Here is a 13,959-nt window from a genome sequence, read left to right as displayed (position 1 = left end):
TCAAGGACAGTTGCGAATGGGAGCGTTCGATTTCGTAGGTCAAGACGAAGCGTAAGTGTCGGTCCAGGCACCGAGTAGGGGGTACGAGACGTGCAGATCGACAAGCTGCCGGCCATCGAATTCATGGTCAGTGCACCGACGTTGGGGGAGGATATCGCTCGACGCTTGCGACTGCTCATTCACAGCGGCGCGCTCAGCCCCGGTGATCGCCTGCCATCCGAGCGTGAACTGTCTCAGCAACTCGAAGTCGGTCGAGTCAGTGTGCGAGAAGCGGTCCGAATCCTTCAGGCGATGGGATACATCGAGGTGCGGCGAGGAGCCACGGGCGGATCGTTCGTTTCGGAGTTGACCAGGCCTTATGAAGACTGGGTTGGCCAGTTGAAAGCGCGAGAAGCAGACATCGACGAGATCGTCGACCTCCGTATCGGGTTGGAAATGCGCACGGCAAGCCTCGCGGCGGTCCGGCGAACCGATCGTCATCTTCTCGAGTTGCTCGAATCCATTGAGCAATTGGGGGTTTCCGGAAGTCGGGGATCGTTCCGGGCTTGTGACGCCAGGTTCCACGGCGGTATCGCCAGAGCGGCGGGAAACAGCAGGTTGGAGGCCGCTGTGGTCGAGGCTCGCGGCGAAATGTTCGTCCCCGTCGATCATCTCGTGTTCGAAGACCAGGTCGAGGCTTCGAGGGTGGAGCACAAGGAAATCTTCGAGGCGATCAAGCGGGGCGACAGCGCTCGCGCGGCGGAGGCAATGGAACGTCACATTCTGCACGCAAAAGACGAGCTCAAACGCTTGGCGCTGCAGGAAGAAGGCTGACGGGAGCGCGACGAACGGACGGTTCGTCCCGTTTTTCGCAAGTAAAAGTTTTGTGAATTGGGTCCCGAATCGACTTCAATGGTTCTAACATCGCCCGTATGACCCATACTTCCGTCAATGCTTCACGTGATGCATCCGGCGATGACCGAACTCTTCGAGGCTCGCTGGGTACCGGCTCGATAGTCCTCATGGTCGTTGCCGCAGCTGCACCCCTGACTGTGATCAGTGGTCTTGTGCCGCTGGGTATTTCCGGTGGCAACGGTGCGGGCTTCCCCATGACCTTCGCCGTGACAACCGGTGTACTTCTGCTCTTCGCCGTCGGGTTCACCGCGATGTCGCGTTACATCCCGGGAACCGGAGCGTTCTATCTCTACATCGGACATGGTCTCGGCCGTGGTGCCGGCGTCGGCAGTGCGATGTTGGCCCTCGTCAGTTACAGCACAGTGCAATTGGCCGTATACGGCTACCTCGGCCCGGCAATGAGTTCGTTGATCACCTCCTACGGTGGTCCGGAGGTGCCGTGGTGGATCTTCTCGCTCGCCTCGTTAGCTCTGGTAGCCGTCCTCGGATTTCGTCATATCGAATTGTCGGGCAAGGTGCTCGGCATCCTGTTGATCGCAGAGGTCGGGATCGTAGTCGTACTCGACGCTTTCATCATCGCCGACGGTGGTCCGGAAGGCCCGTCGACAGCAATGTTCTCTCCGTCGGAAATATTCTCCGGATCCCCCGGCGTCGCATTGGTATTCGCGCTTGCCGGTTACATCGGGTTCGAGTCGACGGCGATCTTCCGTGACGAAGCGAAGGATCCCGCGCGGACTATCCCGCGAGCGACATACGCCGCCTTGATACTCATCGGCGGCTTCTACGCTCTCTCCAGTTGGGCGGTTGTGACAGCCTGGGGCGACAAGGGTGCAGTGGACATTGCGGGTACTGACCCCGACGGCATGCTGATCACCACTGCCACCGACTTTGCCGGAACGGTGACAGCCCACCTGATTCAAATTCTGTTGGTGTCCAGTCTCTTTGCCGCAGTTCTGTCTCTCCACAATGTCTTGGCCAGATACATCTTCGTTCTGTCGAACACCGGCGTTCTGCCGGGCGCAGGTGGGCGGACGCACCGCGTGCATGGTTCGCCGCACATCGCGTCAGTGGTGCAATCCTGCTGTGCTCTGGTACTTCTCGGAGCTTGCATCGTCATCGGTCTGGATCCGGTGACACAGATCTTCGCGTGGTTCGCCGGCGTTGCAACGGTGGGGATCGTGGCTCTCATGTTGCTCACGTGCCTTGCGGTGCTCGTCTTCTTTCATCGTACGAAGGTCGATCAGCGATTCTGGCACACCAAACTTGCCCCGAGCTTGGGCCTTGTCGGGCTGATCGGATTCGCGATCGCCATTGCCGGAAACCTTCCGCTCCTACTGGGCGGCAACATTCTGGCCGTGGTGATGACCGGGGTGCTGGTGCTCGCGTTTGTCGGTGGATTCCTCTATGCGCGACGACGGAAGCAAGTGAGCTTCGAACTCCCGTCGTGAGAGGGCTTTCGGTGAAATGATGGGTGCACCCGCACTCGAGAAAGCAGGACTCCCATGACGTTCGCGGATCTGGACGGCGATGAACTGTGGAGTTATCTGCAGGAGCGTTCAGGATTGCCCGGCCCGCGCGCGAACCTTGGGCTCATGCTCGAGTTCGCGCGCGGCGCCGATGACGACGACATCCTGCTGGCGGCGGAGTCCGAGGACGAATACATCCGCTGCTGTGGGATCGTCGGGCTCGGATTCATCCTTGTTCGTTCACGCGACAAGGCTGTTCTGAACAGTCTCACGGAGGCAACCACCAGTGCGTCGTGGCGTGCACGTGAAGCTGCCGCGATGGCCGTTCAGGCGATAGGCGACACGGATCCGCAATTATTGCGGGCGATCATCGAGCAGTGGTCACGCTCCGCTCATCCATTGACGCTGCGCGCAGCGGCTGCGGGGATCTGCGAGCCACGGTTGCTGAAGGACAAGACCAACGCTGCGCTGGCCGTTCAGGTGTGCCGAGACGCTACCGAGTGGATCGTCTCGCAACCGGCTGATTCCCGTCGTGACGCCGACACACGGACTCTCCGGCAGGCGCTCGGATACTGCTGGAGTGTCGCGGTTGCGGCGGATCCGGAGAATGCCCTGCCGGCATTCGTCTCCCTGGGGGCGTCGGACGACACCGATGTCGTCTGGATCGTGCGGGAGAACCGGAAGAAGGCTCGCCTGCGCAAGGTGCTCGAAAGCTGACCCGTGGAACAGAGTCGTAGGTTATCCTCAGAATTAGAACCTGTTCTAACTACGAGGGGTAGACCATGGCACCGTCCGCAGAGGTAATCCGCAAGACCGTCGACGCCTACATCGAGACCGTTGCGACGGGCACTGCTGCCCAGGTTGTGGCCCTGTACGCAGAGGGTGCAACGGTTGAAGACCCGGTTGGTACCGACGTGCGCACCACCCGCGAGTCCATTCTCGAGTTCTACTCCGTGATCGAGAATTTCGACCAGGAAGCTCACCTCCAGACCCTCCGCATCGCCGGAAACGAAGCGGCATTCCACTTCTCGCTGATCACCAAGCTCGGCGAGCAGACCCTGACCATCGCACCCATCGACGTCATGACCTTCGACGACGACGGAAAGATCCTGTCGATGCGCGCATTCTGGAACCAGGAAGACATGATAACCGCCTGACATGACGGTCAAGACGATCGACGTCGACGGATTCTGTTGGCAGATCGACGATTCCGGTTCCGGGACAGCTGTGGTCATGTGCCACGGCTTTCCCGGCCTCGGATACAGCTATCGCCATCAGTCGGCAGCGTTGGCGGAAGCGGGTTTTCGGGCGATTGCACTCGACATGCCCGGTTACGGCGGCACTACCCGCCCCGACGCGATCGAGGACTACACCAACGACGCCGTCGCGAACCGGCTGATCGACCTACTCGACGCTCTCGGAATCGACAAAGCGGTGTTCGTCGGACACGATTTCGGCGCTCCGGCCGCGTGGACGACAGCGCTTCGTCACCCCGATCGCGTTGCGGGACTGGTCTCCTTGGCGGTTCCCTATGCGCCGGACAGATTCCCGGCCAAGCCCTCGGCCATCTACGCCGCCTTGGCGCGCAAGCACTTTCTGCACATTCACTATTTTCAGGAACCGGGTGTCGCGGAGCGCGAACTCGACGCCCGTCCACGTGAATTCCTTCAGCGGCTCTTCCACGCCTTGTCCGGGGCTTACCGGTACCTCGATGTGTGGAAGAACCCCTCCGAAGGAAACGGCTATCTCGACGTACTTCCCGAGGCGCCGGCGTTGCCGTGGTCGTGGCTCACCGAGGATGATTTGGATGTCTATGTAAAGGCCTTTACTGCAACAGGTTTCACCGGTGGCTTGAACTGGTACCGAGCGTATGACGCCAATTGGGAACGCAGCGCGGATCTGGACGGCGCGCACGTCGAGGTCCCGACGCTCTTCGTTGCGGGCGCGGAAGACCCGGTCATCGCGATGAGCGGTCCCAAGGCACTGGACCGAATGAAGGACACTGTCCCCGACCTGCGGGGTGTACATCTCCTCGGCGGTGCGGGGCACTTCGTACAACAAGAACGCGCTGTCGAGGTCAATGAACTTTTGATCTCTTTCCTTCGGAGTCTCTAGGCGAAATCGGACAGAGGGTCTAGCGTTGCGCAGATGCGCACCAGGATCTTCGATCGCGGTATTCGTGTTGGTATCACCGGTGCTCTTGTTGCCGGTTCGCTTCTGGCTCTGGGCGTGTCCGGTGCCGCCGCCGCTCCGCCTTGCCCTGGATCGTCACCCGCCATACTCAGCGCCCAGATTCCGGGTGCTGCCCTCGAGGGTGTCACGGTGGACGGGCAAGGGCGCCTGTATACGACCGACCTGGTGAGTGGGCGGATCTTCCGCGTCGACGGGCCTGGTCAGGCCGCAGTTCCGATCGCGACGGTTCCCGGCGGTGCGGGCGCACTCGCGTGGAGCCCGGACGGTTCACTGCTGGTGGGTACCGGAGCAAACGCCGGCGTGCTGATCGGCGATCTGACGCGTGCTGCGTCGGTCGCGCGGGTGGACGTGAACTCGGGCGCCGTGACGCCGATAGCCGGTGGTCTGAGCGCTGCAAACGGCCTTGCCGTCGCGCACGACGGGACGATCTACGCCACCAACGATTTCGGTTCGCTGATCGGAAAGGTCAGCCCGAATGGTTCCGTCGACCCGGCGTGGGCAACCTTCCCGAGTGCAAACGGCGCTGCCCTGAGCGCCGATAATCGCTGGCTCTACGTTTCGCGCACGTTCGCAAACCCGGGTGTCAGCCGCATCTCCGTGGACAATCCGGGATATTCGGAGTCGTTGGTCGATCTCGGTGGTTTCGAAACCTTCTCTGCCCCAGATGGTTTGACCTTGGACTCGCGAGATCGCGCAATTGTTCCCACGGACATCAGTGGTGAGGTGTGGCGGATCGACGGACCCGGCCAGTACTGCTCGCTCACCAGCGGACTGCAAGCGTCGAGTGTGTTGACCTACGGGCGTGGCAATTCCGGTTTCGCGGCCGGGCATCTCTACCGCGCCGGGTTCGACGGAAAGATCTTCGAGATTCCGGCCGGCTTCGACGCGGGCGCCCAGGCCGCAACACCCTGACGCGACACCCTGACGCGACTTACCCACTACTGATGCCGGGACTGCCGGAATCGTCCATACTGGTCTGCATGGCGGAAACGAGTGAGATCGACGAGGCCGAAGTGGCCCTTCCCGCGATACCGCAGCCGTTGCTGACCCCGCTCACGGAAGCTGCGATCTTCCTGGTTTTCACCATCGACGAGGGTGGTGAGCAGGCAGTTCACGACGTTCTGGCGGATATTTCCGGGCTGCAACGCTCGATCGGATTCCGGGTTCCCGCCGGTGGCTTGGCTGCCGTCGTCGGCATCGGTTCGGATGCGTGGGATCGACTTTTCGACGGTCCACGGCCGGCGGAATTGCATCCGTTCGTCGAGTTGACCGGTGACAAACACCACGCCCCGCGCACGCCGGGCGATCTGTTGTTTCACATCCGGGCCCGTCAGATGGACCTGTGCTTCGAGTTCGCCACGGTCGTGACCAACAGGTTGGCCGGGGCCGCGTCGGTGATCGACGAGGTCCACGGGTTCAAGTATTTCGAGCAACGCGACCTCATGGGTTTTGTCGACGGTACCGAGAACCCGTCCGGGCAGGCCGCTTACGTCGCGGTCACCGTCGGTGACGAGGATCCGGATTTCGCAGGCAGCAGTTACGTCATCGTCCAGAAGTACCTCCACGACATGTCGGAGTGGAACTCCCTGCCCGTCGAGGAGCAGGAGAACGTCATCGGACGCTCCAAGCTCGAAGATCTCGAGATGGACGACGACACCAAGCCGGCCAACTCCCACACCGCACTCACCGTCATCGAGGACGAATCCGGTGAGCAGATCCAGATTCTGCGGGACAACATGCCGTTCGGCCACGTCGGCTCCGCTGAGATGGGTACCTATTTCATCGGTTACTCGGCGTCGCCTACGGTCACCGAGCAGATGCTCACCAACATGTTCATCGGGAATCCCGTCGGCAATTACGACCGCATTCTCGATTTCTCCACCGCCGTCACCGGAATCAATTTCTTCGTTCCGACGGCGGACTTTCTCGACGATCCCCCGGACTTGCCGACCAGGCTCGTTCCCGAAGCGACGTTCACAGCGCCCATCTCTGACGGTTCTCTCGGAATCGGCAGCCTCAAAAGGAGTGCCCAGCAATGACAAACCTGCACCGCGACCTAGCACCCATTTCGGCAGCAGCCTGGGCCGAGATCGAAGAAGAGGCGAGCCGTACCTTCAAGCGTCACGTCGCCGGTCGTCGTGTCGTGGATGTGGAGGGACCGTCGGGTGACGATCTCGCGGCCATCCCACTCGGGCATCAGGTGCCGATCAATCCCTTGGCCGACGGCGTCATCGCACATGCTCGTCAGTCCCAGCCGATCATCGAACTGCGGGTCCCTTTCACCGTCAGCCGTCAGGCCATCGACGACGTCGAACGCGGCGCCAAGGACTCCGACTGGCAGCCCGTCAAGGACGCGGCCAAGCAGATCGCGTTCGCCGAGGACCGCGCCATCTTCGAGGGATACCCAGCAGCCAGCATCACCGGCGTGCGGGCCAGCGGTTCCAACCCGGAACTGAAGCTACCCATCGACGCCAAGGACTACCCGGAAGCCATCAGCCAGGCGATCACGTCGCTGCGCTTGGCCGGTGTCAACGGACCGTACTCACTGCTCTTGAATGCAGATGCGTTCACCGCGATCAACGAGACCTCCGATCACGGCTACCCCATCCGCGAGCACCTGCGACGCGTCCTCGACGGCGAGATCATCTGGGCCCCGGCCATCGACGGCGCTTTCCTGCTGTCGACGCGTGGCGGTGACTACGAATTGCACCTCGGCCAGGACCTGTCCATCGGCTATCTCTCGCACGATGCGAACTCCGTCGAGCTGTACTTCCAGGAATCGATGACGTTCCTCATGTACACCAGCGAAGCTGTTGTCTCACTTGCGTGAGACCTTTCGAAACCTCTGATACCAGGGTGGGCGAGGCAGTTCGCCGATGTCCTGGAGATGGGCGACAAAGGCCTGGGCATCCGCATGCGAAGACGACTTCGGTCGTCCGTCCGCCCACGCTGTGAACAACTGAAGATAACGATCGCCGAGAGTGTGGCGCACGACCGGAAGGTGGTGCGCCACTTCTCCTGCGCGCTTTCGGAGCAGCGCCGCCGAGACAACGGCGGCTTCGTCTTTGTCGAAGCCTTCGGGCAGTTCGCCACCCGCCACCAGTGCGCGAATCAGCGCCTCTTGACGCTCACCGAGCGTGCTCATGTGCGTGACCAATCGGTGCCCGCGGTGATGCGATCCAGACCAGCTGCGTCGGCGATGGCATCGAGCTCGTCGAGCAATTCCAGTGCCGGCGGATAGTTTCCGTCGCGCTCGAGCATGATGGCGGGATGGTGACCGGCGGCGGTGAACTGCGCAAGGAGTTCCAGCACGGCTTCGGGTACCGGATCGGTGTGCGTGTCGTGGTATTTGCCGTCGCTGATGCTGCCACCGGCGATGTGGCAGTATGCGATTCGCTCGAGTGGTAGCCGGCTCAGCTCGGCCCAGGGATCACGCCCTCGGTTGAGGGCATTGGCATAGACGTTCGCGATGTCGAGAACCAGCAGGGCTCCGGTGCGCTCGACGATCTCCGCGAGAAACTCCCCTTCGGTCAACTCGTCGTCCGGCCAGTCGAACAGGGCGGCAACGTTTTCGACGGCGAACGGCACCGGTAGACCGTCCTGAGTCCGGGTGATGTTGCGTACCAGGGCGTCGACGGCTTCGTAGGTGCGCGGAAGTGGGAGCAGGTGGCCGGCCTCGATGCCGCCTGCACGCACGAATGCGATGTGCTCGCTCGCCAAGGGAGCGCCCAGTAGCTGGGATGCACGCGCAAGGTGATCGATCCGTGCCTGATCTACCGCCTCGGCCCCGCCAAGTGAGAGCGAGATTCCGTGCGGGATCACCGGAACTCCCAGCGAGCCGAGGTGCGGCGGTATCTCGTTTCCGACGGATTCGGCAATGACTTCGCAGAATGCCAGGCCGTCGAGCTGCGCGATGATTCCGGAGACCTCGGGGCACCAACCGATTCCCAGGCCGTGCAGGGTCATTCGAGTCACCTCCCGTGTGCAACTGCTAACGGCGACTATAGACGGATCAGCCGGGCAACCAGTTGGGTCCCGGACCGTTGCCTTCTTCGAAGATCAGCCACGTTTTGGTCGAGAGAACCCCGTCGAGTCCCTGGAGTTCTTCGAGAACGGTGTGGCGTAGTTCCTGGTTGTCCGGGGCACGGACCAGCACCAGAACGTCGAAGTCGCCGCCGAGGAGGGAGAAGTGCTCGACAAACGGCAGGGCCTTCAAGGACGCCGCCAGACCTCGCCACGAGTGCTGCCTGATCGAGAGTGCAACGTATGCCGAGGAGCCGAGTCCGGCCTTCTCGTGGGCGATCCGCGTCGTGAATCCGGTGATGATTCCGGCGTCCTCGAGCCTTTCGATGCGGACGTAGGCGTGAGCGCGGGATATGTGCGCCTTCTCGGCCAGTGCACGCATGGAGATGCGACTGTCTGCGACCAGCTCGGCGATGATGCGACGGTCGATCGCATCGAGAGCGTGCGGTTCGGTGGCCATCTGTCCATTCCTGGTTCGGTAGTCGAGTCGGTTGATGGACATATTGCTGCCCGAATCCTCATGATAGGCCGTTTGTCTTGAATCCTCGACGCTTGCTGCCATTACGTCGCCGGAGTGCGAATACTGATGGACACAACGTCTTCTGGAGGTAGAAGTGACACTTGTCGAACCCTTGGGGGAACTGCGGTATCAGAAGTTCCTGCCGGCCGATTCTGCGGTGCAGTACCTCGACCCTGCCGGAGAACTGACGCGCAGCGAGGCCCGCTACGCAAAACCGAGCGACGATCGCCTGATCGCGATGTATCGAAAGATGTTCCTGGGCAGGCGTTTCGACCAGCAGGCGACGGCGCTGACCAAACAGGGGCGCCTGGCCGTGTATCCGTCCTCGCGAGGGCAGGAGGCATGTCAGATCGCGGCAGCGATGAGTCTGGAGCCGAGTGACTGGCTCTTCCCCACCTACCGGGATTCGATGGCGTTGGCCGCCCGGGGTGTCGATCCGGTGCAGATTCTGAGCATGCTCGCCGGCGACTGGCACTGCGGATACGACCCGGTCGCACTGCGCAGTGCGCCGCAGTGCACCCCGCTGGCAACGCAATTGCTGCATGCAGCGGGGGTGGCCTACGGGGAGTCTCGACGGGGCTTGAACACCGTCGCCTTGGCGCTCTGTGGTGACGGCGCCACCAGTGAGGGCGATTTCCACGAGGCGCTGAACTTCGCCGCCGTCTTCAAGGCGCCGGTGATCTTTCTGGTGCAGAACAACGGATTTGCGATCAGCGTGCCACTGTCGCGCCAAAGCGCAGCACCGACGTTGGCGCACAAGGGCGTCGGCTACGGGATCGGCAGCGAGCAGGTCGACGGCAACGATCCCGTTGCGATGCTGGCCGTCATGGACGAGGCGGCACGCTTCGTCCGCAGCGGAAACGGACCGGTGATCGTCGAGGCACACACTTATCGCATCGACGCACATACCAATGCCGACGACGCCACCCGCTACCGCGACAGCGCCGAGGTGGAAGCCTGGCTCGGGCGAGATCCGTTGCCGCGTCTCGAAAAGTATCTGCGCGCACACGATCTGATCGACGACGCGTTCGTGGAATCGCTGACTGCAGAGGCAGAAACCGCGGCCGCCACACTGCGCGCCGGCATGAACGTCGACCGCCCGCACGATCCGCTCGATCTGTTCCGGTACGTCTTCGCCGAGCAGACACCGCAATTGCGTGAGCAACAAGCCCAACTCGAAACCGAACTTGCTGCCGAAGCCGCTGACACAGGGGGACACTGACCATGCCCATGCTCACGATGGCTCAGGCCCTCAACACCGCGCTACGCGACTCTCTGGCCGCGGACGACAACGTTGTCGTCTTCGGTGAGGACGTCGGCACCCTGGGCGGCGTTTTCCGCGTCACCGACGGCCTCACCCGCGACTTCGGCGACGACCGATGCTTCGACACTCCCCTCGCCGAGTCCGGCATCATCGGATTCGCAATCGGCATGGCCATGACCGGTTTTCGTCCGGTCGTGGAAATGCAGTTCGACGCGTTTGCCTATCCGGCATTCGAGCAGATCGCCTCCCATGTCGCGAAGATCCGCAACCGCACCAAGGGCGCGCTGTCGATTCCGATAGTCATTCGTGTTCCTTTTGCCGGCGGTATCGGCGGGGTGGAGCATCACTGTGATTCCAGTGAGGGCTACTACGCGCACACACCCGGACTGAAGGTTGTGGCGCCGTCCACGGTGGAAGACGCGTACTCGCTGCTACGTTCGGCGATCGAGGACCCCGACCCGGTGATCTTCCTCGAGCCCAAGAAGCTGTACTTCGCGCGAGCAGATGTCGACCTGACCGCACGCGAGCCGATCGGTCGCGCCGTCGTCCGTCGCCCCGGTCGTGACGCGACGCTCATCGCCTACGGTCCGTCCGTGGACGTTGCACTGAGGTCCGCCGAGGCCGCTGCAGCCGAGGGCCGGGACATCGAGGTGATCGACATCCGCTCGATAGTGCCGTTCGACGACGAGACGGTCACCGCATCGGTGCGAAAGACCGGACGCTGCATCGTCATCCAGGAAGCGCAAGGTTTTGCCGGTGTGGGTGCAGAAATTGCTGCCCGCGTGCAGGAACGGTGCTTCCACCATCTCCATGCCCCGGTGCTCCGGGTCAGCGGCTTCGACATCCCCTACCCCGCTCCCAAGCTCGAGCGTCACCACCTGCCCAGCGTCGACCGGGTCCTGGACGCCGTCGACCGTCTGCAGTGGAACGACACTCCCGACACCCGTTGGGCGGTGACGGCATGACCAATCAGGTATTCATGCTCCCCGACCTCGGCGAAGGACTGGCGGAGGCCGACATCGCGGAGTGGCACGTCAAGGTCGGCGACGTGGTCACCATCGATCAGATCGTCGTCGAGATGGAAACTGCGAAAGCTGCTGTGGATGTGCCCATCCCGTTCGCCGGGACCGTGATCGAACTACACGGCAAAGACGGAGACACCCTGAAGGTGGGCACACCGCTGATCACCGTGAGTGGTGGCGAGAGTGTCGACGCGGTCGTTTCGGCCAACCACGAGCGCTACCGCGAAGAGGAACGCGCCGGTTCGGGCAACGTCCTGATCGGCTACGGCACCAGCGAGGATGCTCCTCTGCGCCGCCGCAGAGCGGCTCCGTCGGTACGTGTGATCTCGCCGATTGTTCGTAAACTGGCCTCTGACAACAGTATCGACCTAGCCACGATTTCCGGATCGGGCGCTGGCGGAGTCATCACGCGCGCCGACGTCGAGGCCGGGGCAAACTTCGGCCCGGAAACGGAAACGTCACACGCGACCGACCAAAGAATTCCGATCAAGGGGCTACGCAAGGTAGTTGCCGACAAGCTGTCCACCAGCCGCCGTGAGATCCCGGACGCAACAACCTGGGTTGACGTCGACGCCACCGAACTCTTGGCGGCGCGAGCCGAGATCAACAAGTCACTGCCCGATTCCGACAAGATCAGCCTGATGGCGCTCCTGGCTCGGCTGACGATCGCGGCGTTGGCGCAGTACCCCGAACTGAACTCGTCGGTCGATACTGCTCGAGGCGAGATCGTCCGACACGCCCGCACCCACCTGGGGATCGCCGCGCAGACACCGAAGGGATTGATGGTACCGGTCATTCGAAATGCGGACGCCCTGAGCACCGTCGAACTCGCACAGACACTTCGGGTGACCACCGACCTTGCCCGCGACGGCAAGCTCGAACCCGCCCGCCTGACCGGCGGCACGTTCACGCTCAACAACTACGGGGTATTCGGGGTCGACGGATCGGCTCCGATCATCAATCACCCCGAGGCGGCAATTCTGGGGATCGGACGCATCATCGACAAGCCGTGGGTCGTGAACGGCGAGTTGACCGTTCGTAAGGTCACTCAGATCTCGTTGAGCTTCGACCACCGCGTCTGTGACGGGGGCGAAGCCGGCGGATTCCTCAGGCTGTTCGGTGACTACATCGAGAACCCGATCCGCGTCCTGGGAAGGCTCTGATGACCAAGGCTCCGATGACAACTGCAGAACCCCACAGCGACGTCGTGATCCTCGGTGGAGGATCGGGCGGCTATGCCTGCGCCATCCGCGCCGCCCAACTCGGATTGTCGGTCACGCTGATCGAGGCGGACAAGGTCGGCGGAACGTGCCTGCACCGCGGATGCATCCCGACCAAGGCGCTGCTGCATTCCGCCGAGGTGGCCGACTCGGCACGCACCAGTGAGCAATTCGGAGTCCGGGCATCTTTTGACGGCATCGACATCGCGCAGGTGCACGACTACAAGAACGGGACAGTCGAGCGGCTGTACAGCGGTCTGCAAGGTTTGTTGGCGCAACACAAGATCACTATCGTCAACGGATACGGAACGTACGTCGGTGGGCGAAGCATCGACGTCGACGGAACCCGCTACACCGGAACATCACTCGTTCTGGCCACCGGCTCGTATCCGCGGGAACTCCCCGGCATCGAACTCGGCCGACGGATCGTCACCAGCGACCAGGCACTCGAACTCGACCGGGTGCCCACCAGCGCAACGGTACTCGGTGGCGGTGTCATCGGCGTCGAGTTCGCAAGCCTCTGGCGCTCGTTCGGCGCCCAAGTCACGATCGTCGAGGCACTCCCCCGACTGATCGCCGCCGAGGACCCGTGGTCGTCGAAGCAGCTCGAACGGGCATACCGGAAACGCGGAATCGTGTGCAAGACAGGTACGAAGATGGTTTCCGCGAAAGAAGCAGCCGATTCGGTCCGCGTCGAACTAAGCGACGGAACGAAACTCGACACCGACCTACTGTTGGTCGCCGTCGGCCGCGGACCTCGCACGGACGGTGACGGTTTCGAAGAAAACGGAATCAGCCTCGACAAGGGATTTGTCGTCACCGACGAACGCCTCCGTACGTCCGTGGACGGTGTGTACGCGGTCGGTGACATCGTGCCCGGTCTTGCATTGGCGCACCGAGGCTTCCAGCAGGGAATCTTTGTGGCCGAACAGATTGCCGGCAAGGATCCGATACCGGTCGCCGAACATCTGATTTCTCGCGTGACGTACTCACATCCCGAAGTTGCATCGGTCGGACTCGACGAAGAGGTGGCGCGCACGCAGTACGCCGACGTCTCCACCGTCATCTACGACCTGGCAGGTAACGGCAAGAGTCAGATCCTGCGAACTACCGGCGGAATCAAAGTGATTCGAAGCGGAACGAAAGGCCCTGTTGTCGGAGTTCACCTGGTGGGAGACCGCGTCGGCGAACTGATCGGTGAGGCGCAGTTGGCCGTTGCCTGGGAAGCACTTCCCGATGAAGTGGGGCGTTTCATCCACGCGCACCCCAGTCAGAACGAAGCGTTGGGCGAGGCCATGCTCGCACTCGCGGGAACACCACTGCACGCCCACAACTGACCCGGAGACAGAAAAGGAGA

General features: G+C 62.3%; 15 protein-coding genes. 12 read left to right on the top strand and 3 right to left on the bottom strand.

The genetic code is table 11. The features are described 5' to 3' along the window. Positions 1-90 precede the first annotated feature (90 nt). The 8 genes from G9U53_RS07525 (at position 91) to G9U53_RS07490 (ending at position 7,383) form a co-directional block, all read left to right on the top strand. Positions 91-813 carry a FadR/GntR family transcriptional regulator gene (locus tag G9U53_RS07525; RefSeq protein ID WP_021332595.1) on the top strand — a complete coding sequence of 241 codons (723 nt, stop codon included), beginning with the start codon at positions 91-93 and terminating at the stop codon, positions 811-813. A gap of 98 nt (positions 814-911) precedes the next feature. Beyond that, complete coding sequence (locus G9U53_RS07520; protein ID WP_050655905.1) at positions 912-2,342, top strand: APC family permease; 1,431 nt, start codon at positions 912-914, stop codon at positions 2,340-2,342. Positions 2,343-2,396: 54 nt separating this feature from the next. Then, complete coding sequence (locus tag G9U53_RS07515; RefSeq protein ID WP_165638533.1) at positions 2,397-3,077, top strand: hypothetical protein; 681 nt, start codon at positions 2,397-2,399, stop codon at positions 3,075-3,077. A gap of 65 nt (positions 3,078-3,142) precedes the next feature. Next, positions 3,143-3,517, top strand: a complete 375-nt coding sequence (locus G9U53_RS07510) for a nuclear transport factor 2 family protein (protein ID WP_003942502.1) — start codon at positions 3,143-3,145, stop codon at positions 3,515-3,517. Position 3,518: 1 nt separating this feature from the next. Next, positions 3,519-4,475, top strand: a complete 957-nt coding sequence (locus G9U53_RS07505) for an alpha/beta hydrolase (RefSeq protein WP_165638532.1) — start codon at positions 3,519-3,521, stop codon at positions 4,473-4,475. 33 nt (positions 4,476-4,508) lie between these two features. Then, a complete protein-coding gene (locus tag G9U53_RS07500) occupies positions 4,509-5,465 on the top strand; it encodes an SMP-30/gluconolactonase/LRE family protein (protein ID WP_007729077.1) in 957 nt (318 codons plus the stop codon). A 68-nt stretch (positions 5,466-5,533) separates the two neighbouring features. Next, a complete protein-coding gene (locus G9U53_RS07495) occupies positions 5,534-6,592 on the top strand; it encodes a Dyp-type peroxidase (protein ID WP_042447536.1) in 1,059 nt (352 codons plus the stop codon). Further along, positions 6,589-7,383: a family 1 encapsulin nanocompartment shell protein gene (locus G9U53_RS07490; RefSeq protein ID WP_003942478.1), complete on the top strand. Its 795-nt coding sequence runs from the start codon at positions 6,589-6,591 to the stop codon at positions 7,381-7,383. The genes G9U53_RS07495 and G9U53_RS07490 overlap by 4 nt, the downstream gene beginning before the upstream one ends. Here the strand turns inward: G9U53_RS07490 and G9U53_RS07485 are convergent. Genes G9U53_RS07485 through G9U53_RS07475 form a run of 3 tightly spaced genes read right to left on the bottom strand, consistent with a single transcriptional unit; the run spans position 7,372 to position 9,036 of the window. After that, positions 7,372-7,698, bottom strand: coding sequence for a hypothetical protein (locus tag G9U53_RS07485; protein ID WP_007729071.1), 327 nt, complete (start codon positions 7,696-7,698; stop codon positions 7,372-7,374). The two genes, G9U53_RS07490 and G9U53_RS07485, sit on opposite strands and share 12 nt — an antisense overlap. Further along, complete coding sequence (locus tag G9U53_RS07480) at positions 7,695-8,519, bottom strand: DUF692 domain-containing protein (protein WP_165638531.1); 825 nt, start codon at positions 8,517-8,519, stop codon at positions 7,695-7,697. Before G9U53_RS07480 ends, G9U53_RS07485 begins: the two co-directional genes overlap by 4 nt. A gap of 46 nt (positions 8,520-8,565) precedes the next feature. After that, positions 8,566-9,036 carry an Lrp/AsnC family transcriptional regulator gene (locus G9U53_RS07475; protein WP_020971454.1) on the bottom strand — a complete coding sequence of 157 codons (471 nt, stop codon included), beginning with the start codon at positions 9,034-9,036 and terminating at the stop codon, positions 8,566-8,568. A gap of 154 nt (positions 9,037-9,190) precedes the next feature. On the opposite strand from G9U53_RS07475, the gene pdhA reads away from it, so the two are divergent. Genes pdhA through lpdA form a run of 4 tightly spaced genes read left to right on the top strand, consistent with a single transcriptional unit; the run spans position 9,191 to position 13,939 of the window. After that, complete coding sequence (pdhA, locus tag G9U53_RS07470) at positions 9,191-10,318, top strand: pyruvate dehydrogenase (acetyl-transferring) E1 component subunit alpha (protein WP_003942481.1); 1,128 nt, start codon at positions 9,191-9,193, stop codon at positions 10,316-10,318. A 2-nt stretch (positions 10,319-10,320) separates the two neighbouring features. After that, the gene (locus G9U53_RS07465; protein ID WP_165638530.1) at positions 10,321-11,325 is read left to right on the top strand and encodes an alpha-ketoacid dehydrogenase subunit beta; all 1,005 of its coding nucleotides are present in this window, start codon (positions 10,321-10,323) and stop codon (positions 11,323-11,325) included. Next, complete coding sequence (locus G9U53_RS07460) at positions 11,322-12,545, top strand: dihydrolipoamide acetyltransferase family protein (protein WP_165638529.1); 1,224 nt, start codon at positions 11,322-11,324, stop codon at positions 12,543-12,545. The genes G9U53_RS07465 and G9U53_RS07460 overlap by 4 nt, the downstream gene beginning before the upstream one ends. Further along, positions 12,545-13,939 (top strand): dihydrolipoyl dehydrogenase, encoded by a 1,395-nt coding sequence (gene lpdA, locus G9U53_RS07455; RefSeq protein WP_242692442.1) that lies wholly within the window; start codon positions 12,545-12,547, stop codon positions 13,937-13,939. The genes G9U53_RS07460 and lpdA overlap by 1 nt, the downstream gene beginning before the upstream one ends. Positions 13,940-13,959: the final 20 nt, after the last annotated feature.

Origin of the sequence: Rhodococcus sp. D-46, from assembly GCF_011290655.1 — a bacterium.
Classification (GTDB): domain Bacteria; phylum Actinomycetota; class Actinomycetes; order Mycobacteriales; family Mycobacteriaceae; genus Rhodococcus_F; species Rhodococcus_F qingshengii.
The sequence above is the reverse complement of the archived record's forward strand: the minus strand, read 5'-3'. Positions and strand labels throughout refer to the sequence as shown.

Bases quoted from the DNA above. Each gene is read 5' to 3' on its own strand.
- G9U53_RS07520 (WP_050655905.1), top strand. From the start codon at position 912: ATGACCCATACTTCCGTCAATGCTTCACGTGATGCATCCGGCGATGAC.
- G9U53_RS07515 (WP_165638533.1), top strand. From the start codon at position 2,397: ATGACGTTCGCGGATCTGGACGGCGATGAACTGTGGAGTTATCTGCAG.
- G9U53_RS07510 (WP_003942502.1), top strand. From the start codon at position 3,143: ATGGCACCGTCCGCAGAGGTAATCCGCAAGACCGTCGACGCCTACATC.
- G9U53_RS07505 (WP_165638532.1), top strand. From the start codon at position 3,519: ATGACGGTCAAGACGATCGACGTCGACGGATTCTGTTGGCAGATCGAC.
- G9U53_RS07500 (WP_007729077.1), top strand. From the start codon at position 4,509: ATGCGCACCAGGATCTTCGATCGCGGTATTCGTGTTGGTATCACCGGT.
- G9U53_RS07495 (WP_042447536.1), top strand. From the start codon at position 5,534: ATGGCGGAAACGAGTGAGATCGACGAGGCCGAAGTGGCCCTTCCCGCG.
- G9U53_RS07490 (WP_003942478.1), top strand. From the start codon at position 6,589: ATGACAAACCTGCACCGCGACCTAGCACCCATTTCGGCAGCAGCCTGG.
- G9U53_RS07485 (WP_007729071.1), bottom strand. From the start codon at position 7,698: ATGAGCACGCTCGGTGAGCGTCAAGAGGCGCTGATTCGCGCACTGGTG.
- G9U53_RS07480 (WP_165638531.1), bottom strand. From the start codon at position 8,519: ATGACCCTGCACGGCCTGGGAATCGGTTGGTGCCCCGAGGTCTCCGGA.
- G9U53_RS07475 (WP_020971454.1), bottom strand. From the start codon at position 9,036: ATGGCCACCGAACCGCACGCTCTCGATGCGATCGACCGTCGCATCATC.
- G9U53_RS07465 (WP_165638530.1), top strand. From the start codon at position 10,321: ATGCCCATGCTCACGATGGCTCAGGCCCTCAACACCGCGCTACGCGAC.
- G9U53_RS07460 (WP_165638529.1), top strand. From the start codon at position 11,322: ATGACCAATCAGGTATTCATGCTCCCCGACCTCGGCGAAGGACTGGCG.
- lpdA (WP_242692442.1), top strand. From the start codon at position 12,545: ATGACCAAGGCTCCGATGACAACTGCAGAACCCCACAGCGACGTCGTG.